Raw genomic sequence first — 21,939 nt, forward strand, 5'->3', positions numbered from 1 at the left:
TTGACACTATCTCCACCATGGACGAAGCAGGCATCCGCGTCGCGGTCTCCACCGTGATCGTCGCACTGCGCCCGCACCCCGACACCGGGGCCCCGGCGCTGTGGATGCCGCTCGTCCGTCGCGTCGCCGAACCGTTCGAGGGTTCCTGGGCGCTCCCCGGCGGCTGGGTCGGTGACGACGAGGGGCTCGAGGACTCCGCGGCCGCCCGACTGCGCGAGACGACGAACGTCCAGCCGCGGTACCTCGAGCAGCTCTACGCGTTCGGTGACGTCGGACGCTCCCCGAGCCGCGTGGTGTCGATCGTGTACTGGGCGCTCGTGCACCCGGACGAGGCGAACGTCGTGCCCGACGACTGGAACGTCCGGTGGTTCCTGGCCGACGAGCACCCGCCGCTCGCCTTCGACCACGACCGCATCGTCGAGTACGCCCTGTGGCGGCTGCGCAACAAGATGTCGTACTCGCGGATCGCGCAGGCGTTCCTCGGCGACCGCTTCACCCTTGCCGAACTCCGCGGCGTGTACGAGGCGGTGCTCGGCCGAGCACTCGACCCCGCGAACTTCCGTCGGCAGGTCGAGAAGACCGACGCGGTCCTGCCGACCGACGAGACCACGAGCGGGGGCCGGCACCGTCCGGCCCGGCTGTACCGCTCGAACCCCGACCTGGCCTACGCGGACAACGGCCCGCTGCAGACCGGGGCCGATCAGCACCAGCAGCGGAACCGATAGGAAGCCCCGTGTCCATCGCCACGACGATCGAACTCATCTCCAACGGCAAGGCCGGCGGCAGCACCTGCACGCCCGACCTCGCGATGCCGACGTGGGACTTCGACTCCCGCCCCGGGTACGGCCCGGGGTCGTCGATGTCCGACGTCATCCCGACGAGCGCTCCGCGCCAGGGCGTCCTGCCCGACGAGTACAAGACGGCTCCGACCGACGAACTCCACGAGCGCATCGAGCGGGCGAAGGCCACCCTCGGCGACCGGGTCGTCGTCCTCGGGCACTTCTACCAGCGCGACGAGGTCGTCCGGCACGCGGACTTCCTCGGCGACTCGTTCCAGCTGGCGAACGCCGCCCTGACGAAGCCCGACGCCGAGGCGATCGTGTTCTGCGGCGTGCACTTCATGGCCGAGACGGCCGACATCCTGGCGCGCGACGACCAGCGCGTGATCCTGCCGAACCTGGCCGCCGGCTGCTCGATGGCCGACATGGCCGACATCGACAGCGTCGAGGCGGCGTGGGCGGAGCTGACCGCGGTGTACGGCACCGAGCCCGACGCCGACGGCCGCGTCCCCGTGATCCCGGTCACCTACATGAACTCCGCCGCCGACCTCAAGGCCTTCTGCGGTCGCAACGGCGGCATCGTCTGCACCTCGTCGAACGCCGCGACCGTCCTCGAGTGGGCCTTCGAGCGCGGGCAGCGCGTCCTGTTCTTCCCCGACCAGCACCTCGGCCGCAACACCGCGAAGGCGATGGGCATCAGCACCGACCTGATGCCGATGTGGAACCCCCGGAAGCCCCTCGGCGGCAACGAGACGAGCGACCTCGAAGCGGCGAAGGTCATCCTCTGGCACGGCTTCTGCTCGGTGCACCGCCGCTTCACCGTCGACCAGATCGACCAGGCCCGCCGCGAGCACCCGGGCGTGCAGGTCATCGTGCACCCGGAGTGCCCGATGGCCGTCGTCGACGCCGCCGACCACGCCGGCAGCACCGACCTGATCCGGAAGACCGTCGCCGCGGCCACCGAGCCGACGACGTTCGCGATCGGCACCGAGATCAACATGGTGAACCGCCTCGCAGCCGAGTACCCGCAGCACACGATCTTCTGCCTCGACCCGGTCGTCTGCCCCTGCTCGACGATGTACCGGATCCACCCGGGCTACCTCGCCTGGGTGCTCGAAGCACTCGTCCGCGGCGAGGTCCTCAACGAGATCGTCGTCCCCGCCGACGTGCAGGCCGACGCCAAGGTCGCGCTCGAGCGCATGCTCGCCGCCAAGCCGCGCGGCTGACACACGAGTCCGAGCGAACGAGGGAGACCACCGTGCACGTCGTCATCGTCGGCTCCGGCATCGCCGGGCTGACCGCAGCGATCCGCGCCAGTGCCCTGCACGACGTCACCCTGGTGACGAAGGGGGCGCTCGCCGACAGCGCCACCGCGTACGCCCAGGGCGGGATCGCGGTGGCGCTCGGTGCCGACGACTCCGCGGCACTGCACCAGGCCGACACCTACGTCGCCGCGGCCGGCAGCGCCGACGCGCGTGCCGTCGAGGTCCTGTGCACCGACGGCCCGGCCCGCGTCCGCGACCTGCTCGCCCTCGGGGTGCCCTTCGACCGGTCGTCGGACCCGGCGACCCTCGACCGGTACGGCGACGACCTCGCCCGCGGTCGTGAGGCCGCGCACGGCCGGTGGCGCGTCGTGCACGCCGACGGTGACGCGACCGGAGCCGCCATCGAACGCACCCTCATCGCGGCACTGCACCGACGGCACGTCACGATCCTCGAGCGCACGAGCCTGACCGACCTCGTCGTCCGCGGCGGCGTGGTCGTCGGCGTCGACGTCCTCGACCTGCTCGGGGAACCCCGCCGGCTCGACGCGGACGCCGTCGTCATCGCGTCCGGGGGAGCCGGACACCTGTACCGCGAGACGACGAACCCCCTGGTCGCCACCGGCGACGGGGTCGCCGCCGCCTGGCGCGCCGGTGCCGTCCTCGCCGACCTGGAGTTCGTCCAGTTCCACCCGACGCGGCTGGCCGTCCCCGGTGGCGGCCTGGTGTCCGAAGCCGTCCGCGGTGAGGGCGCCGTCCTCCGCGACGCCGCCGGGCACCGCTTCATGACCGACGTGCACCCGGACGCCGAGCTCGCCCCGCGTGACGTCGTCGCCCGGGGGATCGCCGCCGCGGTGCGCGACCAGGGCGGCGCACCCGTGCTCCTCGACGCCACCGGCCTCGACGCCGGGTTCCTGGTCACGCGGTTCCCCGGACTCACCCGGGCCACCCGCGCCGCCGGCTTCGACTGGACCCGCGAGGGCGTCCCGGTCGCACCGGCCGCGCACTACTCGATGGGCGGCATCGCGACCGACGCCGAGGGCCGCACCAGCCTGCCCGGACTCCTCGCCGTCGGTGAAGCCGCCTGCACCGGTGTCCACGGCGCCAACCGGCTCGCCTCGAACTCCCTGCTCGAGGGACTCGTCTTCGCGGTCCGCGCAGCGGACGCGGTCGCCGCACCGCGACCCGGCCTGCTCCGCCTGCGCGGGGACGCCGGTCTCCACGTCACCAGCGTGCCCCGAGCGGCCGACGCGATCCGCGCCTCCCCCCACCTGCTCGGCCGTCACGCCGCTCCGCAGGCTCCGCAGCGCGCCGGAACCGGCAGGCGTGGGCCCAGTCCGACCCTGCCTGGAGGCGCGACCCACCTCGCCGACGTGGGTGCCGTCCGGCAGGCGGTCCAGTCCGTCATGACGGACCGCGTCGGGCTGCTCCGTGACGCCGTCGGGCTGGCCAGCGCGCGCCGCGACCTCGACGCGCTGACCGCGCCGACCGGCGGGGGCGTGCGCGAGCACGAGGACCGTGCGCTGCTCGACCTGGCGCGACTCGTCGCGCTCGCCGCCGAGGCCCGCACCGAGTCCCGCGGGGCGCACGCCCGCACCGACCACCCCGACACCGACCCCACCGCCCCGGCCTCGTACGCCTGGGTCGCCGACCACACCGGCGCACACCCCGACGAGCACACGGATGAACGCACGGACGGCTCCGCAGCCGTCCCGCAGGAGGTACCCGCATGACCACCGACCCCGGCACCATCCCGCCGCACGCGCTCCGTCGCGTGATCGAGACCGCGCTCGAGGAGGACGCACCCTGGGGCGACGTCACCAGCGAGACCCTGATCCCCGCCGAGGCGACCGCGACCGCGACCCTCGGCGCGCGCGAGCCCGGCGTGCTGAGCGGCGGGGCGGTGTTCGTCGCCGTGATGCACGCCGTCGACCCGGCGATCCACGCCGTCGTGCACGTCGCCGACGGCACGCGCTTCGTCGCGGGCGACGTCCTCGCGACCGTGACCGGGTCGGCGCGGGCCGTGCTCCGGGCCGAACGGGTCGCCCTCAACCTGGTGCAGCGGATGTCGGGCATCGCGACGACCACCGCGGCGCACGTCGCGGCCGCCGCTGGCACCTCGGCGCGGATCGTCGACACCCGGAAGACGACGCCGGGCCTCCGAGCACTCGAGCGGTACGCCGTCCGGTGCGGCGGCGGACACAACCACCGCACCTCACTGTCCGACGCCGTGCTCGCCAAGGACAACCACCTGGCGGTGCTCCTGGCCGGCGGGATCGGCATCGGCGACGCGATCGCCCAGGCCCGCCAGCGGCTCGGGCACACCGTGCACGTGGAGGTCGAGGTGGACCGGATCGACCAGATCGAACCCGTCGCCGCGGCGGGGGTCGACACGATCATGCTCGACAACTTCACCCCGGACGAACTCGTGGCCGGGGTCGGCATCGTCGCCGGACGCGCGCTCGTCGAGGCCTCGGGAGGCGTGTCGCTCGACACCGTCGCGGCGATCGCGGCCACCGGCGTCGACGTCATCTCGGTCGGGGCGCTGACCCACTCGGCGCGGGCGCTCGACCTCGGGCTCGACATCGACGTCGCGGTGCCCGAGCACGTCGCGGTGCCCGTGCGGGACTAGTCGTGTTCTACCTGGACCGCGCCGCCACCACCCCGGTCCGCCGCGAGGTGCTCGAGGCGATGTGGCCGTACCTGACGGGGGTGTTCGGCAACCCCTCGTCGACGCACGGGGTCGGGGACGAGGCCGCGCGGGGACTCACCGCTGCACGGTCCGCCGTCGCCGGGGTGCTCGGGTGCCGGCCCGCCGAGGTCGTCTTCACCACCGGCGGCACCGAGGGGGCGAACACCGCGATCAAGGGGATCGCCCTCGCCGCGCCCCGCGGTCGGCACGTCGTCACGAGCGCCATCGAGCACGAGGCCGTGCTGGAGAGCTGCGCGTACCTCGCCCGGTTCCACGACTTCGACGTCACCGTGCTGCCCGTCGGCCCGGACGGCCGCGTCGACCCGGCGGTGCTGCGCGCGGCACTCCGCCCGGACACCACACTCGTCTCGATCGCGCACGCCGACAACGAGATCGGCACCGTGCAGGACGTCCCCGCGCTCGCGGCGGTGGCGCACGAGGTCGGGGCGCGGTTCCACACCGACGCCGTGCAGTCCGCGCCCTGGCTGCCGATCGGTCTCGGGGTGCTGGGCGTCGACGCGCTGTCGTTGTCCGGGCACAAGCTCGGCGCCCCGAAGGGCACCGGCGTGCTCGCCGTGCGCGCCAGCGTCCCGCTCGAGCCGCTGCTGCACGGCGGGGGACAGGAACGGGGGCGGCGGTCCGGTACCGAGGACGTGGCCGGTGCCGTGGCGGTGGCGACCGCCCTCGGACTGGCGGCGGAGACGGTGCGGTCGGGGCAGGGCACCGCGACCACCGTGCGCGACGCGGTGCTCGACGGCGTGCTCGCCGCGGTCCCCGGCGCGTTCGTCACCGGGTCGCGGGAGCACCGGCTGCCCGGGCACGCGTCGTTCTGCTTCCCGGGCGTCAACGGCGAGACCGTCCTACTCGAGCTCGAGCGGCGCGACGTGGTGTCGTCGTCGGGCAGCGCCTGCGCTGCGGGCAGCACCGAGGCTTCCCACGTGCTCACGGCGCTCGGGATCCCCGAGGACGTGGCGCGCACCGCGCTCCGTCTGACGTTCGACGCGGCGCTCACGGCCGACGACGTCCCGGTCGTGGTCGGGGCCGTGGCCGACGCCGTGGCGACCGTCCGCGCCCTCGGCTGAGGTGTACTAGACGTTCTACTCCATCTCTGGGTACGTGTCCCCCCTTCTGCGGACAACCGATCTGCGTCAGAGTGTCGTCATGGCAAACGCGATGATGACCCGGACACGACGGGACGAGCGCTTCCGAGCGGTGCAGCTCCTGCCGGCGCCGGCCACCCTCGTCGCGCTCGCCCTGGCAGCGCAGCACGACCTCGGCACGGCCCCGCTCGGGGTCATCGCCGTGGTCGGAGCGCTCGCGACCGCCGGGAGTGCCCTGCTCCCGATGGTCCGGCCAGCCGCCGCCCACCGGTCGATGCCCGCACCGACCGAGACGGACCGGTACCGAGAGGACACCGAACACCCTTGAGGTCCACCACCGTGCGGTTCCCCTGAACCGAGCCGCGCGGTGGACCCAGACCGGATGTCGACCCCCTGATCGACGTCCGGCGCGGGGCGCGACGTTCCCCCTGTCGTCGTGTCCCGCCGTACACCGCGATCCCGCCGTGGGTCGACGTCCGCACCCCTGAGCGGCGTCGGTTCCCCTGCAGCCCACGGCGGGATCCGGTTCCCCGGTAGCGTCGTCGCATGCCCTCGTACCGTGCGACCCTGGCGATCGGCGCCCTCGCGCCCGGCACCGCCCCGGACGCCGTCCTGCCCGCCGCGGCCGCCTTCGTGCGCGAACACGCCGTGGTCGAGGCCGAGGACGTCCGGCTGCTCCGAGGTGTCCCCTGTGCCGTCGTGCGCTTCGAGGCCGAGGACGACCGTGCCGCCGCGGCCGTCCGCGACGCCGCAGTCGACGGGCTGCGGGACGTGGTCGAGATCCGCTCCGACGTCGTCACCCGGCGCGAGGGCGGTCGCTGGATCCCGGTCGCCTGAGAGCCGGGCAGTCGCCTGACCGCCGGGCGGTCGCCTGACGGTCAGGCGGTGTGCGTCGCCGGTTCGGGTGTCCCCGGCCAGACGTAGTCCAGGTCGTCCGGCACGTCCGGGAACAGCTCCCGGTAGTGCTCCGGCGCCTTCTGCACGAGCTTCGAGCGGTGCGAGACGTGCAGGGCCTCGTCGTCGTTCCACGGCGGGACCGGCACGTCGCCGCGCTCGTACGCCGCCAGGTCCTCCGGCACACGGCCCAGGTCGAGCAGGGTCTTCTCGAGACAGGTGTCGGCGTACCCGCGCTCCGCCCAGACGCGGCACGTGGCCTCCTGGTAGGCCATCAGCGCCGGGCGGTAGCCGCGCCACATCGCCGTCACCGGGTGGTGCTGCCAGCCGTAGTCGGGGAGCGTCAGTGCGCGCATCACCTGCAGGGTCTCGACGCGCTGTTTGCCGAGCCGCCGGTCGTCGAGGACCTCGGCGGATGCCCGGAAGTCGGCGTACGGCAGGAACGTCTGCATGGCGCGGACGCTACCCCGACCGACTGGCACCCGACACATGTCGTCACGAACGTGCCGCCCGCCCCGGCAGCGTGTGAGCATCGACCGCATGAGCGGAGAACTGGTCGTCGGCGTCAGTGGCAGCCCATCGGACCCCTCGCGGACCTCGACCCTGGTCGCGGCGACGGTGGCCCGGTTGGCCGAGGAGATCGACGGTGCTCGGACCGAGACGATCGAGATCGGTCCGCTGCTGGCCGACCTCGGAGCGGCCTCGGGTCGCGAGACCATGTCCGACCGCACCCGCCGGGCCCTCGAGACGGTGGAGGCCGCGGACGTGCTCGTCGTGGGCAGCCCGGCCTTCCGGGCGGCCTACTCCGGCGCCTTCAAGCTCTTCTTCGACTGGGTCGGCCAGTACGACCTCGTCGACACCCCGGTGCTCCTGACCGCCACCGGCGGCAGCGACCGGCACGCCCTGCTCGTCGAGCACCAGATGCGTCCGCTGTTCGGGTTCTTCCAGTCCACGACCCTGCCGCTCGGGGTGTTCGGCAACGAGCGGGACTTCACCAAGCGCGAGGGTGGCTACGACATCGCGAGCGTCGACCTGGAGCTCCGCATCGACCAGGCCGTGCGCCGCGCCGTGCCGCTCATCCGCGGAGGCTTCGCCACCGCCGGCCTGACCGACGTGCGGCGCCCCGCCGAGTTCTGATCGGCGTGCGCGCGCCCGGTGCTTCCGGGCGTCCCTGGTGCTTCCGGGCGTCCCGGGTCGGAACTCCTCATTAGGTACGCCCGAAACCACCTGGCATCGCGCGTGCAGTGGGAAGGAACGGGCGCGACCCAGCGTGACCAGCAGGCGGACGGGAGGCCCGTGGCGACGCTGCCACGGGCCTCTCCCCACCGGCACGGCCGGTCGGCCGCTGGCGCGTCCGCCCGGTACCGGCGGCGTGGGCCCAGTCCGGTCGTTGGCTCAGCCGAGCAGGGACGCGACGTGCGCGACCGCCAGGCGGTAGCCGTCGGCGCCCGCGCCGGCGATGACCGCCGTCGCGGCGGTGGCGACGTGGTCGACGTGGCGGAACGGCTCGCGCTTCCACGTGTTCGACAGGTGCACCTCGACGACGGGGACCCACAGGGCCTCCACCGCGTCGTGCAGCGCGACCGAGGTGTGCGCGTAGGCGGCGGGGTTGATGACGACCGCGGCGAAGTCGTCGAGGGCCTCGTGCAGCCACTCGACCAGCTCGCCCTCGCGGTTCGTCTGGCGGAAGTCGGCCTCGAGCCCGTGCACGGCCGCCTCGGTGTGGACGATCGCCTCGATCTCGGCGAGCGTCACGGTGCCGTACTGCTCCGGGTCGCGGCGCCCGAGGATGTCGAGGTTCGGGCCGTTGAGGACGAGGATGCGCGACGCGTCGGTCATGGGCCGAGCGTAGCGAACCGGGGGAGCGCTGCGCGGCTCGGACGATGCATGCGCTGGCTATGTGAACGGTCACAAATCGGTGTAACGTCTCCGTCCGGGTCGGCAGAGTTGTCGACTGCAACACACTGACGTGGAGATGTGAATGGTTCTCGCTGCAGCGAACGAAGGGATCCGGCTCGATTTGGGCTGGGTCGACTACCTGATGATCATCGTGTACTTCGCGGTCGTCATCGGGATCGGGTTCACCGCCCGCAAGCAGGTCCGGACGAGCATGGACTTCTTCCTGTCCGGGCGCTCGATGCCGGCGTGGATCACGGGCCTGGCGTTCGTGTCCGCGAACCTCGGCGCTACTGAGATCCTCGGCATGGCGGCGAACGGTGCCCAGATCGGCATGGCCACCCTGCACTACTACCTCGTCGGCGCCGTGCCCGCGATGGTGTTCCTCGGCCTCGTGATGATGCCGTTCTACTACGGCTCGAAGGTCCGCTCCGTGCCGGAGTTCATGCTGCGCCGCTTCGGCAAGGCGCCGCATCTGGTGAACGCGATCGCGTTCGCGGTGTCGAACGTGCTCATCGCGGGCATCAACCTGTACGCGATGGCCATCGTCATCGAGGCGATGCTCGGCTGGCCGGAGTGGCTGGCGATCATCGTCTCCGCCGGCTTCGTGCTCGTCTACATCACCCTCGGCGGGCTCTCGAGCGCGATCTACAACGAGGTCATGCAGTTCTTCGTGATCATCGCCGGGCTCATCCCGCTGACGATCGTCGGTCTGCACCGCGTCGGCGGCTGGGACGGCCTGTCGAAGGCCATCACCGAGACGCAGGGCGTGCAGCACCTGCAGGCCTGGGCCGGCACCGGCTTCGGTGACGTCACCAACCCGATCGGCGCCAACTGGCTCGCCATCGTGCTCGGCCTGGGCTTCGTGCTCGGGTTCGGCTACTGGACCACGAACTTCACCGAGGTGCAGCGCGCGTTCTCGGCGAAGAACATGTCCGCGGCCCGCCGCACCCCACTCATCGCCGCGATCCCGAAGCTCTTCATCCCGGCCATCGTCGTGATCCCGGGCCTCATCGCCGCGGCCGTCGTGGGCAACCAGTTCGCCGACGGCACGCTGACCTACAACGACGCGATCCCGAAGCTCATCCAGATGTACCTGCCGACCGGTGTGCTCGGCATCGCGGTGACCGGCCTGCTGGCGTCCTTCATGGCCGGCATGGCGGCGAACGTCTCGTCGTTCAACACCGTCTTCACCTACGACATCTGGCAGCGCTACATCCGCCCGAACATGCCCGACCTGCACTACCTGAAGACCGGCCGCTGGGTCACCGTCGTCGGTGTCGTGGTCGGCATCGCGACCGCGTTCATCGCGGCCCAGGCGTCGAACATCATGACGTACATGCAAACGCTGTTCTCGTTCTTCAACGCACCGCTGTTCGCCGTGTTCATCCTCGGCCTGCTGTGGAAGCGCATGACGACGCAGGGTGCGCTCTGGGGCTACGTCCTCGGCATCGTGACCCCGACGATCACCTGGATCGCCTACCTGGTCAACCCGGACCTGTTCGCCACCGCGACCGCGGAGACCCTGTACGGAGCGATCATCTCGTTCGTCACCGTGCTGGTCGTCGGCTTCGTCGTCTCGATGCTCACCAAGCCGAAGGACGAGAAGGAGCTCGGTGGACTCGTCTACGGCGTGGGCAAGATCGACCTGCACGGCGACTCGGTCGCGACGGACACCGCCTGGTACCGCTCGCCCGCACTGCTCGGCACCGTCGCGCTCGTCCTGTGCGTCGTCCTGTACCTCCCGTTCCTCTGATCCGCGAAGGAGACCACTTCTCATGAGTGACACCACCACCCCCGGCGCGATGACCGAGGAGCAGAAGGCAGCCCTCGTCCGCTCCACCCGCCGACTCGACCTGCGCCGCATCCTCGGCGGCCTGTTCGTCCTGTACGGCGTGATCACGACCATCGTCGGCATCGTGCACTGGAACACCGACCCCGAGAAGACCGGCGGGATCCACATCAATCTGTGGGTCGGGATCTCGCTGCTCGTCGGCGGCGGCCTGTTCTTCCTCTGGGACCGCCTGAACCCGGTGCCCGCCGAGGACATCATCGGCCAGGCCGAGGCCGAGTCGCACCAGCGTGCCGCGGGCGAGGGGCGCGAGCTGGCCTGAGGCCGCTCGGGTCGGGCGTCCCCGGCCTGACGCAGAACGACGAAGTCGCTGTCGGACGACAGCGACTTCGTCGTTTCCGGCCGCGGCGGCCGGCGCCTTGACCGGGGCCGAGCATGGCGGGTAGCATTGATATGTCGATCGGGTGCTGCTCGGTCGAAAGTGAGCCCCGGAGCATCCTGCAGCCAGCGCGGGACCGGGGTTTTGCGCTTTCGGGGGCTTCCGTCAGGAGACCAGGATCGGGCTCGTCGGCTCGTCCGTCCACCACCGGGTTCTGACTCGTCCACGCACGCCCGCATCCGGCCAGCATATTGTGTACCGGTTGGTTCCCCCACGAAACGGTTGCGCGCTGGACCGGGTGGGTCCAGGTTGAGCGTGACGAAAGGAACCGCCATGGACACGATGGTCTTCATCAACCTGCCCGTCACGGACCTCGAGCGCTCGAAGGCGTTCTACGAGGCACTCGGGTACTCGATCAACCCGGCGTTCAGCGACGACACCGCGGCGTGCGTGGTGGTGTCCGACACGGTCTACGTCATGATCCTGACGACAGCGAAGTTCGCCGAGTTCACGGACAAGACGATCGCCGACGCCGACACGATCGAGGTCATCAACTCACTCAGCGCCCCGTCGAAGGAGGATGTCCACCGCATCGTCGACGCCGCGGTCGCCGCCGGCGGCATCGAAGACCGCCCGGAAATGGACCTCGGCTTCACGTACCAGCGGAGCTTCACCGACCCGGACGGACACCGCTGGGAGTACGTGTGGATGGACGAGCAGGCGACGCAGGACGGCCCGCCCGCCGAGTGAGTGATCGGCTGTCGGCGGCGCCCGCCAGGATGGTCGCATGAGCACCGAGCCCGTCGACGCCCCGCCCGTGCCCGACCTCGTCACCGGCGACGACGGCCTCGCCCGGCCGGTCTGGGCGTCGTCGGACGAGCTCCTCCGCGAGTACTACGACACCGAGTGGGGCATGCCCGTCCGCGACGAACGCGGGGTGTTCGAGCGGCTCTCGCTCGAGGCGTTCCAGTCCGGTCTGTCGTGGCGCACGATCCTCGCCAAACGACCGGCGTTCCGGGCCGCCTTCGCCGACTTCGACGCCGACACCGTCGCGGCCTTCGGCGAGGACGACGTCGCACGGCTGATGGCCGACGCCGGGATCGTCCGGAACCGCGCGAAGATCCTCGCGACGATCACCAACGCGAACGCCACCATCGCCCTGCGGCAGGACGGCGGGCTCGCCGACTTCGTGTGGTCGTTCCGGCCGGCGACCACGCCCGAGCCACGGTCGTCCGCCGAGGTCCCGACGAAGTCCGACGAGTCCCTCGCCCTGTCGAAGGCGCTGCGGAAGCGCGGCTTCGCCTTCGTCGGACCGACCACGATGTACGCCCTGATGGAAGCGCTCGGCATCGTCGACACCCACCTGATGGGCAGCCACCGGCGCGGGACCTCCGGCGTCTGGAGCTGACGGGCAAGCCCAGCCAAGCTGAGCCCCGCCCACGGACACGAGCAGGCCCGAGAACGAGAACGAGAACGAGAACGCCGGGACTATGGTCACGACATGGCCGACGACATCCGGATCGCGTTCCTGCTGTTCCCGCACCTGACCCAGCTCGACCTGACCGGTCCGGCGCAGGTCCTCAGCCGCGTGCCCGGCGCACGCGTCGAGTACGTCGCGGCGACGCTCGACCCGGTGCCGAGCGACTGCGGCCTCGCGCTCGTCCCCACCGTGACGATCAGGGATGCAGGCCCCGCGGACGTGCTCGTGGTGCCCGGTGGTGACGGTGCCTTCGACGCGATGCTCGACCCGGACGTCGTGGCCTTCGTGCGGCGCCAGGCCGAGCACGCGGCGTGGATCACCTCGGTGTGCACCGGTGCCTTCGTGCTCGGCGCCGCGGGGCTGCTCGCCGGCAGACGCGCGACCACCCACTGGGCCTCGAAGCCGATGCTCGAGGCCTTCGGCGCGCAGCCGGTGGACGCCCGGATCGTCCAGGACGGTGTCGTCGTCACCGCCGCCGGGGTGAGCGCGGGCATCGACATGGCGCTGTGGCTCGCCGCCGAGCTCGCCGGACGGCCCGCTGCCGAGGCGATCCAGTTGCAGATCGAGTACGACCCGCAACCGCCGTTCGACCACGGATCGGCCGAGCGCGCCGACGCCGTCGTCGTCACCCGGGCCCGCGCAGCGGCCGAGGAATCGCGCGGCGCGAGGGTGACCCGCGCCGCCGCAGCCGTCCTGCGCTGACGCGGACCTTCACACGGTCACAAATCCCCGCTGGTCTCCGCCGAGTGGTCACGACACGTCGTTCCGGGCGCGGCCAGTCGACACTTCGTGACCGCTCGGGGCCATGCACGCGGGGTGTTGTGACCGGGCAGTGACCCGAGCCCCCGCGCCCGAGCCCCGCTAGACCAGCGGCTTCCGCATCTGCGCCGACGTCACCTGGTACCCGAGCGCCGCGTAGAGCTCCTGCGCCCCCGTGTTGTAGCCGAACACGTTCAGCCCGATGCTCGTCGCACCGTGCTCCGCAGCGGCGCGGTGCCCGAGCTCGAGCGCCCGCCGTGCGTGCCCGCGGCGCCGGTGTGCCTCGTCGATCTCGACGTTGAACACCCACCAGTCGGTGCTGCCCGGCGTGAGCGGTCCGATCCACAGGTACCCGATGACGGTGTCGTCCTGGTCGGTGACGTCCCACACGAGGTGCCCGTCCGCGGGGGACCCGCCCGGGAACCAGCGGTCCCGTGACTGCTGCTCGTTCGCCTCGGCCTGCTCGCGGGTCTCGCCCGCCTGCATCCGCGACTCGACGTACTCGGCCATCGTGCGCTGGAGCCAGGCCGGGAGGCGCGTGGCCGGCATCAGTGCCAGCCGCGTGTCCGTCACCGGTTGCCCTTGGAACCCCGGCTCGGCTTGCCGCGCATCTTGCCGCGTCCGGGTGTCGGCCCCTTGCCGGTGTTCGACTTCTTGCCGGCGCCGGACTTGCCGCTGCCGGGCGACTTGGCCTTGGCCTTGCCGCCGGCGCCCGCGGCGCCGCCCTTGGAACCCGACGCACCCGACCCGCCGGACCCACCGGACGAACCCTTGGCACCCGACCCGGCCTTGGCGCCGCCACGAGCCGGACGCGAGTCGTCGTCGGCGTCGCGATCCGGGCCTCCTGGCTGGCGCGAACTGTTGGCGGTCCGCCCGCGCACCACGCCGATGAACTCCTCGGTGGTCTCGGTGGCGTCCTCGTCCCGCCAGACCAGCGCGATGCGCGTGCCCTCGGCGTCCATGAGCGGACGACCCACCAGGTCCTTGCGGCTGGCGGCGCGGAACAGTGACTGGGGGAGCACGACGACGCCGACGTTCGCCTCGACCAGGTCGAGCGATCCGTCGATGTCGGCCGGCACCGGGCCGGCGTCGATCACGTGGACCTCGGCGTCGGCGAGGTCGACCTCGGCGAGTTCGGCGAGGGGGGAGTCCTTGGGCATCGCGACGACGGCCGTCTCGGTCCAGAGCGGGATGGCGTTGTGCTGCTCGGACACGGGCATACGTGCGAAGACCATGTCGGCCTCGCCGGCCAGCGTGTCGTCGACGTCGTCGGCGCCGATCGGCCGCAGCCGGAGCTCGATGGAGGGGAAGCGTTCCCGCCAGACACGGGCCCACTTTGCGGGGGAGACCCCCGGCACGAAGGCGATGGTGAGAGCCGCGGTCATGCAGACGAGCATAGGGGCCGTACCCTTGTCCTCATGGCGCAGGAACAGACCATGAAGCCCGAGACGGCTGCGAAGAAGCTCGGCATCTTGCTGACGGCGGCTCCGGAGTCCTTCCAGAGCGCTCCCCTCACGCGGACCGCCTTCGACGAGCTCCGCACCGAACCCCCGACCTGGCTCGAGGACCTCCGACGCGACGGCCCGCACCCGCGACCCGTCGTGGCGCAGAAGCTCGGCATCTCCATCTCCGGCCTGAGTCGTGCGGGGATCGACGACGCCCTGACGACGGCGGACATCAAGACGCTGCTCGAGCAGAAGCCCGAGTGGCTCGTCCGCGAGCGTGCGACGCAGGCCGCCGTGCACGCCGAGAACGCCCGCGTGAAGCAGGAGCGCGCAGCCAAGGCCGCTGCCCGCGCCGAGGACTGACCCCACCCCGCACCACTCCGCCGCACCGAGGACGCCCCACGTGCACGAGACCGTCGCCGACGCCATGCTCGTCGTGCCGCAGTTCGCGTCGGTGTGCTGCATCGTCGGTGACCGCTACCGACCGCGCCCGGGCGTGATCGTGCCGGCGGGCGTGATGCTCGTCGCGATGCTCATGCCCGTCGTCGACGCCGGAGCGGTGTGGACCCTGTTCGCCGCGACCCTCCTGCTCCTGCTCGCGCCGCTGCCCGTGATGCGTCGCCGCCGCGCCGACGGTCGCCGCGCGGAGCCGATGGACGTCCACCGCGCGCTGTCCGCCGTCGTGATGGCGGGGATGCTGCTGATGGGCCACGCCTCGGGCGTCGCCGGCGACCACGCAGGGCACGGCATCGCACTGTCCGCGGTGCTCGGGGCCGGCGTGATCGGCTACTGCGCGTTCAGTGGCTGGCTGCTCCGGTACGAGTGGGGTCGTGAGGACCGGCGGGCCGTCCGCAGCGGCGAGGTCTTCGCGATGACCGTCGCCGTGGTCGGCATGACCCTGGCGATGTAGCGGAGCCCGCGCTGGCGGTCGCGGCCCCCGCAGCCGGTCCGCCGGGTCCGTCAGTCGCGAGCGGCGCTGTCCGCCGGGGCGTCCGCCGCGTGCGTCACCCGCTGCTTCGCCGCCTGGATCGTGTCCTTCGGCACCGGCGGCACACCCCGCCGGATCCCGCGCAGTCCGACGACGAACAGGATCGCGGTCACGATCGCGAACACGACGAACGTGATCCCGGTCGCCGCCCACAGCGGCAGCGCGAGGGCGAGCAGCGCCACCGCGAAGCCGGCCAGCGCGACCAGGGTCGTCAGGGCGAACCCGACAGCGACACCGGTGAGCACCAGCCCGGTCTTCGCACCGCTCGCGCGCTCGCCGATCTCGCGCCGCGCCGAGGCGACCTCCTCGCGCACGGCGCGCAGCACCGGCTCGAGGGCCTTCTGCACGAGTCCGGCGGTCACGGTGTCGCGGAACGACGGCCGTCCGGGAGTGGTGATGTCGTCGTGGTCGGTGCTGCTCATGGGGTCTCCTGTCCGGGCGCGGCGGTCCGCGTCCCCTGACAGGACGCGACCGGTCCGATGATCGTCACGCTGACTGGCGTCTGCCCGGTGCGTTCCCAGGTTGTGCAACGGACTGGAGGCCCGCCCCGCGTCGACGACGCTGGACGGGCCTCCCGGGTGGTCGGGCCGACGGCCCTACTCGGCGACCTCCTCGAGGTCGTCGATCCCACGGGCGGCGGCCGCTGCGCGGCGGGCACGCATGGACGGCGCGGCGACGGCGGCGAGCACGGCCACGACCGCCACACCGGTGCACGCCCAGAACCCGATGGTGAAGGCGTCGTCGGTGGGCAGTCCCTGCGGCGTGCTGTGCGAGGTGATCAGCGCGGCGATGACTGCGGTGCCGACGCTCGAGCCGATGGTCCGGACGACCGTGTTGGCGCTGATGGCCTCACCGGTCTGGTTCGCGGGGACGCTCTCGATGATCGCGTTCGAGCAGGCGGCGAGGGCCATGCCGATGCCGATGCCGGTCAGGACGCCGGAGGCCACCACCTGCCACAGCTCGGCGTGTGCGATCGCCGGCAGCACGAACGCGGCGACGATGGCGAACCCGCCGATGAGCATCGGCGGCTTCGGGCCGACCTTGCGTACCAGGATGCCCGCGATCGGCCCGGCGACGACCATCATCACGACGGTCGGCAGCAGGAAGAGACCGGCCTGGGTGACGTCCTTGCCGAAGCCGTAGCCGAGCGCCGTCGGGAGCTGCAGCAGTGTCGGCACGAGGACGAAGGTGCCGAACATCGCGAACCCGAAGACGAGTGCGACGACGTGGGCGGTCGAGACGCCACGGACCGCGAAGAGCCGGACGTCGATGAGCGGCTCGGCGACCCGGAGCTCGACCAGGACGAACACGGCCAGTGCGACGGCGCCGAGGACCAGCAGACCGATGGTCTTGCCGTCACCCCAGCCCCAGGTCTCGCCCTCGCTGACGGCGAGCAGGATCGCGACGAGCGACACCGCGAGGACGAACGTGCCGGCCATGTCGAGGCGACCGGGCTTCCGCACCGGGGACTCCGGCATGCCGAAGACCGCGCCGAGCAGGGCGATGACGACGAGCACGGCGGGGAGCCAGAACAGCCAGTGCCAGGACAGGTGCTCGACGATGGGCCCGGCCGCGACGATGCCGACACCGGCGCCGATGCCGAAGATCGCCGACAGCAGGCCGATCGTGACGCTGACCTTTTCCTTCGGCAGCTCGTCACGCACGATGCCGATCGACAGCGGCATCACGGCTCCGGCGGCACCCTGCAGCGCCCGTCCGACGATCAGCACGCCGAGGTTCGGTGCGAGGGCGGCGAGCACGGCGCCGACGAGCAGGATCGACAGCACGACGATCAGGACCTTGCGCTTGCCGATCATGTCGCCGAGGCGACCGAGGATCGGCGTGAGCACCGAGGCGGAGAGCAGGTAGGCGGTGAGCACCCAGCTCGTCGCGCTGGTGGAGGCGCCGAGGTCCTGCCCGATGGTCGAGAGCGCCGGGGCGACCAGCGACTGCAGGACCGCGAAGGACAGGCCGCCGAGGGACAGGTAGACGATGATCGCCGTGCTGTTCGGGCGGCGTCCGTCGGTGGTGGGGTGCGAGCCGGTCCGTGGGCTCTGCATGGTGTCGGTCATCGTGCTCCGTGTCGTCGTGGTCGTCGATGTAAACAATTGCTGACATGCCGAGGGTACGCGTTCGAGCGAGCATGTCAACGCTTGCTTACATCCCTGTGAGGACCGCTAGGCTGCGCTCCATGAGCAAGGACGCCGCGGCCACCCGACTCCTGCTCGTGCAGGCCGCCCGCCGTCGGTTCGCCTTCGACGGGTACCGCGCGACGACGGTGCGCGACATCGCCGGGGACGCCGGGGTGAACGTCGCACTGATCAACCGGTACTTCGGCTCGAAGGAAGGGCTCTTCCGCGCCTGCCTCGACCGGGTCGTCCGCGACCTGGGGGCCGAGGAGACGAGCGAGCAGGGCCTCGAACGGGCGCTGACGGGCATCATCACGCACATCGTGCGCGCCCCGACCGACGACGACTCCCTGCAGCTGATGCTCCTGCTCCGGTCCTCCGGCGACGACGGCGCCGATGCCATCCGCCGTGAGACGCTGCGCCGGTACGCCGAACGGCTCGCGGGCACGGTCGGCGGCGCCGGGTCCGAGGAACTGCTCGTCCGTGCCGAGATCGCGCTGGCGGTGGTGCTCGGGATGTCGATGCTCCGGCAGTCCACCGCGGTGGAACCGCTGGCATCCGCCGACGACGCCGTCGTGTCGGCCGCGCTCGAGGACGCCCTCCGCGCCCTGCTCGCGCCGTCGCGGTAGCGTCGAGCCGTGTCCGACCGTCCCGCACGTCGCCCCGACCCCGCTCCGCGCCTCGACGAGGTCGACGAGCGCATCCTCTGGACCCTGTCGGCCGATGCCCGGATCCCGAACAACCGCCTCGCGGCCGCCGTCGGCATCGCGCCGTCGACTTGCCTGGCACGGGTCCGTGCGCTCGAGGACGCCGGGGTGATCCGCGGCTACCGGGCCGAGGTGGACGTCGCCCGGCTCGGGTTCTCGATCGAGGCGATGGTGTCCGTCCGGGTGCACGCCGCGGCCCGCCACGAACTGCGGGACTTCGCCAAGCGCCTCCTGCGGGTGCCTGTCGTGCAGGACGTTTCGTTCCTGGCGGGGGACAAGGACTTCCTCGTGCACATCGCGTGCGAGTCGACCGAGCAGCTCCGCGACTTCGTCGCCGACGAGCTCAGCGGCGACCCCTCGGTGGCGACGACGCAGACGAACATCGTGTTCGAACGCCTCGTCGCCGACCGGGCCACGCAGGGCCGCTCGTTCGACGAACTCCGGCGCTGGCGGGCCTGACGCGCGGAACCCGGGTCAGCGCTTCCGGGTCATCGGGATGTGCGGGATGCGGTCCTCCAGGTACTCGTCGCCCGAGCGCACGAAGCCGAAGCGGCCGTACCACTGCTCCAGGTGCGACTGGGCGCCGAGGGCGATGCTCGGCGAGCGGGACTCGGCGATCGCTGCCTCCATGAGCTGCGCGCCGAGCCCCTGGCCGCGGGCGTGCTTCGCGGTGGCGACCCGGCCGATCCGCTCGGTGCCGTCGGGCTCGCGGAGCAGGCGGAGCGTCGCGTCCACCGAACCGTTGCCGGCCCAGAACTGCACGGTGCCGGGCTCGAGGTCACGGCCGTCGATGTCGCCGTACGCGGCTTCCTGCTCGACGACGAAGACGTCCTGGCGGAGCCGCAGGATCTCGTGCAGCGTGACGATGTCCAGGTTGCGGGTCGGAGCGTTGAAGATCGAGACCACGGACGGCCCTTCCTGAGAATTTCTTCCGAAACGGGGTGTGTTCCGGACCGGATCGGCGTACATTGCCGGTCAACCACTCTACGTGCGCAGCCGAGATCAGGAGGTGAGCGCATGGACCACCCGTTGCGCGCACCCTGGCGCGCCGCACTCCGCATCGTCCTGCTGGGCGTCGGGACCCTCGCCGCCCTCGTGCTGCTGTCCCTGCTCCTCGGCGCGCGACCGGCCTCCGCCGCGACGACCTCTGCCGCACCGACCTCCGCCGCACCGACCGAGCAGCGCGGACTCGTCGGTAGCGTGGTCGACGGCGTCGGTGGCACCGTGCAGGGCGTGACCGGCGAGGTCGGCAAGGTCGTCGGCGGCGTGACGGATCCCGTCCGCAAGGCCGTGGCGCCGGCACCGGTACCTGCACCTGCGGCTGCTGCACCTGCTGCGCCCGCTCCGGCCCCCGCGCCCGCACCTGCTCCGGTGCCCGCAGCGCCCGCACCGGCACCCGCAGCCCCCGCTCCGGCTCCCGCAGCCCCCGCACCGTCGAGCCCCGCTCCGGTCGCGACCACACCGGCTGCCCAGCCGACCACGACCGCCCCTGCGGCCCACCCGTCCACGCGCCCGGTGCGACAGGTCGTCGACCAGGTGACCAGTGCCTCCCGGCCGGTCACCGACACCGTCGCGAACGTCCTGCGCCCCGTCACCGGCACCGTGGAACGCGTCACGGACGCGCGCCCCGTGACCGCGGTCGTCGACACCGTCGACGACGTGGTCGGCAGCGTCCCGGTGGTCGGCACAGTGCTCGGCGACGACACCCTCGGCACCGTCACCGGCCCGGTCACGGGCCTGGTCGACGACACGCTCGGCTCGGTCGGCACGACCGTGGGCACCGTCCCCGACGTGGTCGAGGGCATCGTCCCGTCCGTCGGCGGCACGCTGCCAGGAGGCACGGACCCCGTCGTCGACGTCCCCGCGCTCCCGGCGGGCGGCGGCTCGAACCCGTCCGCCGGGCCCGTCCCGTCGGTGCCGGCCGCGAACACACCCGTCCGGCCCGGAACCGTCGCCACGCAGGGCACCACGGTGCCCACCGCATCCGCGCGCGTCGACACGGCCGATGCCGTGGGCGACCGCGCAGCCGGACTCCGCCCGTCGGAGCCCGTCGACGTAGCCGCCACGACGGCAACGGTCGGCCCGGTCGTCTCGGCCGTCGATGTGCAGGACGCGACCCTCGGCGGACACGCGCTGCTCGTCCCCGAGGACGGCGAGGGCCACGGGCTCCCGTTCGGCGGAGCCGACGCCGGCGTGCTCGGTGGCAGTGCCTCCTCGACCTCCGGCGGCGCAGCAGCCGTCGGCATCGTCGGCTCGACCGACGACATCGTCTCCCTCGCCGCGGGGTCTCGCGGCACGCTCTCCGACGACGCGGTCCCCGCATCGGTCGTCGGCGAGCACGACGTCGCCCCTGACTGAGATCGGTGCGCCTGTCCGCCACGGCAGGCACGCACACCTCCCGGCTGCGTCCGCGGTCGGTGACGATCTCGATCAGGGAGTACGACCATGAACAAGTACGTCTTCAGAGGGCTCTGGTTCGCCCTCTTCGTCGGCGGGCTCACGCTCGGCGGCACGGCTGCGGCGAACGCGGCCACGACATCCGGTGCCGACGGCACCGTCTCGGGCACCCAGGTGGCCCCTTCCGTGGACGCTCCGGTGTCCCTCGGCGGCAACGCGATCGCCGTGCTCGGCGACGCGGTGTCCACGGCGACGGCGTCCACGCCCGCCGCTCCGGCCCCGGCACCTGCTCCGGCCACGACCGCTCCTGCCCCCAGTACCTCGGGCCAGGACGGCACGCTCTCGGGCACCCAGGTGGTGCCGGACGTCGCGGCACCGGTGACGGTCGGCGGCAACGCCGTTGCCGTCGCCGGTGACGCGGTCTCGGCCGCCGCGCCCGCGGCTGTTCCGGCTCCGGCGCCTGCTGCCCCCGCTCCGGCTCCTGCCGCTCCCGCTCCGAGCACCTCGGGCGAGGACGGCACGGCCTCCGGCACCCAGGTCGCCCCGACCGTGACCGTCCCCGTGACGGTGTCCGGCAACGGGATCGGCGTCCTCGGCGACGGCACCTCGACGTCGACCGCCCCGGCGGCGACGTCCCCGGCACCGGCTGCTGAAGCCCCGTCGGCGCCCACCACCTCGGGCACCGACGGACTGCTCTCCGGCACCCAGGTGACCGGTCTGGTCGACGTCCCGGTGACGATCGGTGGCAACGGCATCGGTGTCCTGGGAGACGGGACCGCGACGGGTACGGCGCCCGCCGCGGGTTCGGGTACCGGGACCGCTCCGGCGGCCGGTGGTTCGACCTCGGGTTCGGACGGGACGGCTTCGGGCACGCAGGTGTCCCCGGTGGTCTCGATCCCGGTCACGGTGGCGGACAACGGCATCGGGCTGCTCGGGACGGGCACCGCGACGGGCACGGCGCCCGCCGCGGGCACGGGTACGGGTGCCGGGACCGCTCCGGCGGCCGGTGGTTCGACTTCTGGTTCGGACGGCACGGCTTCGGGCACGCAGGTGTCCCCGGTCGTCGACGTCCCGGTGACGATCGGCGGCAACGGAATCGGCGTCCTCGGTGACGGTACGAGCACCGGCGGCACGACGGCTCCGGCAACCGGCACGACGACCCCGACGACCGGCGGTTCGACCTCGGGTTCGGACGGCACGGCTTCGGGCACGCAGGTGTCCCCGGTCGTCGACGTCCCGG

The 21,939-nt window shown here is 72.3% G+C and carries 26 protein-coding genes; 19 read left to right on the forward strand and 7 right to left on the reverse strand.

Annotation, left to right across the window (positions count from 1 at the left end):
• The first annotated feature begins 17 nt into the window (after positions 1–17).
• The 7 genes from QRN49_RS03295 (at position 18) to QRN49_RS03325 (ending at position 6,670) form a co-directional block, all read left to right on the forward strand.
• The gene (locus QRN49_RS03295) at positions 18–725 is read left to right on the forward strand and encodes an NUDIX hydrolase (RefSeq protein ID WP_035808830.1); all 708 of its coding nucleotides are present in this window, start codon (positions 18–20) and stop codon (positions 723–725) included.
• A gap of 8 nt (positions 726–733) precedes the next feature.
• Positions 734–2,005 carry a quinolinate synthase NadA gene (gene nadA, locus QRN49_RS03300; protein WP_111029343.1) on the forward strand — a complete coding sequence of 424 codons (1,272 nt, stop codon included), beginning with the start codon at positions 734–736 and terminating at the stop codon, positions 2,003–2,005.
• 32 nt (positions 2,006–2,037) lie between these two features.
• Positions 2,038–3,774, forward strand: a complete 1,737-nt coding sequence (locus tag QRN49_RS03305) for an L-aspartate oxidase (protein WP_284753935.1) — start codon at positions 2,038–2,040, stop codon at positions 3,772–3,774.
• Positions 3,771–4,673 carry a carboxylating nicotinate-nucleotide diphosphorylase gene (gene nadC, locus QRN49_RS03310; RefSeq protein ID WP_284753936.1) on the forward strand — a complete coding sequence of 301 codons (903 nt, stop codon included), beginning with the start codon at positions 3,771–3,773 and terminating at the stop codon, positions 4,671–4,673. The genes QRN49_RS03305 and nadC overlap by 4 nt, the downstream gene beginning before the upstream one ends.
• A 2-nt stretch (positions 4,674–4,675) precedes the next feature.
• Positions 4,676–5,815 (forward strand): cysteine desulfurase family protein, encoded by a 1,140-nt coding sequence (locus tag QRN49_RS03315; protein WP_284753937.1) that lies wholly within the window; start codon positions 4,676–4,678, stop codon positions 5,813–5,815.
• A 79-nt stretch (positions 5,816–5,894) separates the two neighbouring features.
• Positions 5,895–6,161, forward strand: coding sequence for a hypothetical protein (locus tag QRN49_RS03320; protein ID WP_284753938.1), 267 nt, complete (start codon positions 5,895–5,897; stop codon positions 6,159–6,161).
• 218 nt (positions 6,162–6,379) lie between these two features.
• Complete coding sequence (locus tag QRN49_RS03325; RefSeq protein ID WP_284753939.1) at positions 6,380–6,670, forward strand: hypothetical protein; 291 nt, start codon at positions 6,380–6,382, stop codon at positions 6,668–6,670.
• Positions 6,671–6,711: 41 nt separating this feature from the next.
• Here the strand turns inward: QRN49_RS03325 and QRN49_RS03330 are convergent, their stop codons facing one another.
• Complete coding sequence (locus QRN49_RS03330; protein ID WP_111029349.1) at positions 6,712–7,179, reverse strand: MSMEG_6728 family protein; 468 nt, start codon at positions 7,177–7,179, stop codon at positions 6,712–6,714.
• 88 nt (positions 7,180–7,267) lie between these two features.
• On the opposite strand from QRN49_RS03330, the gene QRN49_RS03335 reads away from it, so the two are divergent.
• On the forward strand, positions 7,268–7,864 hold the full coding sequence (locus QRN49_RS03335) for an NAD(P)H-dependent oxidoreductase (protein WP_027466300.1): 597 nt from the start codon (positions 7,268–7,270) through the stop codon (positions 7,862–7,864).
• 258 nt (positions 7,865–8,122) lie between these two features.
• Here QRN49_RS03335 and aroQ read toward each other — a convergent pair whose 3' ends face one another.
• A complete protein-coding gene (aroQ, locus tag QRN49_RS03340) occupies positions 8,123–8,566 on the reverse strand; it encodes a type II 3-dehydroquinate dehydratase (protein ID WP_027466301.1) in 444 nt (147 codons plus the stop codon).
• A gap of 142 nt (positions 8,567–8,708) precedes the next feature.
• Here aroQ and QRN49_RS03345 point away from each other — a divergent pair, with 142 nt between their 5' ends.
• From QRN49_RS03345 to QRN49_RS03365, 5 genes are all read left to right on the forward strand, one after another.
• Positions 8,709–10,379, forward strand: a complete 1,671-nt coding sequence (locus tag QRN49_RS03345) for a sodium:solute symporter family protein (protein ID WP_071405106.1) — start codon at positions 8,709–8,711, stop codon at positions 10,377–10,379.
• 22 nt (positions 10,380–10,401) lie between these two features.
• The gene (locus QRN49_RS03350) at positions 10,402–10,737 is read left to right on the forward strand and encodes a hypothetical protein (protein ID WP_027466303.1); all 336 of its coding nucleotides are present in this window, start codon (positions 10,402–10,404) and stop codon (positions 10,735–10,737) included.
• 390 nt (positions 10,738–11,127) lie between these two features.
• Positions 11,128–11,544, forward strand: coding sequence for a VOC family protein (locus QRN49_RS03355; RefSeq protein ID WP_284753940.1), 417 nt, complete (start codon positions 11,128–11,130; stop codon positions 11,542–11,544).
• Between the two features lie 37 nt (positions 11,545–11,581).
• Positions 11,582–12,202, forward strand: coding sequence for a DNA-3-methyladenine glycosylase I (locus QRN49_RS03360; RefSeq protein ID WP_071405108.1), 621 nt, complete (start codon positions 11,582–11,584; stop codon positions 12,200–12,202).
• Between the two features lie 93 nt (positions 12,203–12,295).
• A complete protein-coding gene (locus QRN49_RS03365) occupies positions 12,296–12,976 on the forward strand; it encodes a DJ-1/PfpI family protein (RefSeq protein WP_284753941.1) in 681 nt (226 codons plus the stop codon).
• Positions 12,977–13,135: 159 nt separating this feature from the next.
• Here QRN49_RS03365 and QRN49_RS03370 read toward each other — a convergent pair whose 3' ends face one another.
• Together QRN49_RS03370 and QRN49_RS03375 are read right to left on the reverse strand one after the other, a co-directional pair.
• Positions 13,136–13,606, reverse strand: coding sequence for a GNAT family N-acetyltransferase (locus QRN49_RS03370; RefSeq protein WP_111038132.1), 471 nt, complete (start codon positions 13,604–13,606; stop codon positions 13,136–13,138).
• On the reverse strand, positions 13,603–14,418 hold the full coding sequence (locus tag QRN49_RS03375; RefSeq protein WP_284753942.1) for a LysR family transcriptional regulator substrate-binding protein: 816 nt from the start codon (positions 14,416–14,418) through the stop codon (positions 13,603–13,605). Before QRN49_RS03375 ends, QRN49_RS03370 begins: the two co-directional genes overlap by 4 nt.
• A 33-nt stretch (positions 14,419–14,451) precedes the next feature.
• Between QRN49_RS03375 and QRN49_RS03380 the strand changes: the two genes are divergently transcribed.
• Both QRN49_RS03380 and QRN49_RS03385 read left to right on the forward strand, forming a co-directional pair.
• Entirely contained in the window at positions 14,452–14,841 is a 390-nt protein-coding gene (locus tag QRN49_RS03380; protein ID WP_017888549.1) for a DUF5997 family protein, read from the forward strand.
• A 40-nt stretch (positions 14,842–14,881) separates the two neighbouring features.
• Positions 14,882–15,388, forward strand: a complete 507-nt coding sequence (locus QRN49_RS03385) for a hypothetical protein (RefSeq protein WP_017888550.1) — start codon at positions 14,882–14,884, stop codon at positions 15,386–15,388.
• Between the two features lie 50 nt (positions 15,389–15,438).
• Here the strand turns inward: QRN49_RS03385 and QRN49_RS03390 are convergent, their stop codons facing one another.
• Positions 15,439–15,888 carry a phage holin family protein gene (locus QRN49_RS03390; protein WP_284753943.1) on the reverse strand — a complete coding sequence of 150 codons (450 nt, stop codon included), beginning with the start codon at positions 15,886–15,888 and terminating at the stop codon, positions 15,439–15,441.
• A gap of 174 nt (positions 15,889–16,062) precedes the next feature.
• Complete coding sequence (locus QRN49_RS03395; protein ID WP_284753944.1) at positions 16,063–17,538, reverse strand: MFS transporter; 1,476 nt, start codon at positions 17,536–17,538, stop codon at positions 16,063–16,065.
• Positions 17,539–17,657: 119 nt separating this feature from the next.
• On the opposite strand from QRN49_RS03395, the gene QRN49_RS03400 reads away from it, so the two are divergent.
• Together QRN49_RS03400 and QRN49_RS03405 are read left to right on the forward strand one after the other, a co-directional pair.
• On the forward strand, positions 17,658–18,224 hold the full coding sequence (locus tag QRN49_RS03400; protein ID WP_194623855.1) for a TetR/AcrR family transcriptional regulator: 567 nt from the start codon (positions 17,658–17,660) through the stop codon (positions 18,222–18,224).
• A 9-nt stretch (positions 18,225–18,233) separates the two neighbouring features.
• Entirely contained in the window at positions 18,234–18,761 is a 528-nt protein-coding gene (locus tag QRN49_RS03405) for an Lrp/AsnC family transcriptional regulator (protein WP_027466312.1), read from the forward strand.
• 15 nt (positions 18,762–18,776) lie between these two features.
• Here the strand turns inward: QRN49_RS03405 and QRN49_RS03410 are convergent, their stop codons facing one another.
• Positions 18,777–19,208, reverse strand: coding sequence for a GNAT family N-acetyltransferase (locus tag QRN49_RS03410; protein ID WP_027466313.1), 432 nt, complete (start codon positions 19,206–19,208; stop codon positions 18,777–18,779).
• A 111-nt stretch (positions 19,209–19,319) separates the two neighbouring features.
• Between QRN49_RS03410 and QRN49_RS03415 the strand changes: the two genes are divergently transcribed.
• Both QRN49_RS03415 and QRN49_RS03420 read left to right on the forward strand, forming a co-directional pair.
• On the forward strand, positions 19,320–20,660 hold the full coding sequence (locus QRN49_RS03415) for a hypothetical protein (protein ID WP_284753945.1): 1,341 nt from the start codon (positions 19,320–19,322) through the stop codon (positions 20,658–20,660).
• A gap of 87 nt (positions 20,661–20,747) precedes the next feature.
• A partial coding sequence (locus QRN49_RS03420) for a hypothetical protein (protein ID WP_284753946.1) occupies positions 20,748–21,939 on the forward strand: 1,192 nt, incomplete at its 3' end.

It is taken from the genome of Curtobacterium sp. ME-Dv--P-122a (assembly GCF_030209645.1).
In the GTDB taxonomy this organism is placed as follows: Bacteria; Actinomycetota; Actinomycetes; order Actinomycetales; family Microbacteriaceae; genus Curtobacterium; species Curtobacterium flaccumfaciens.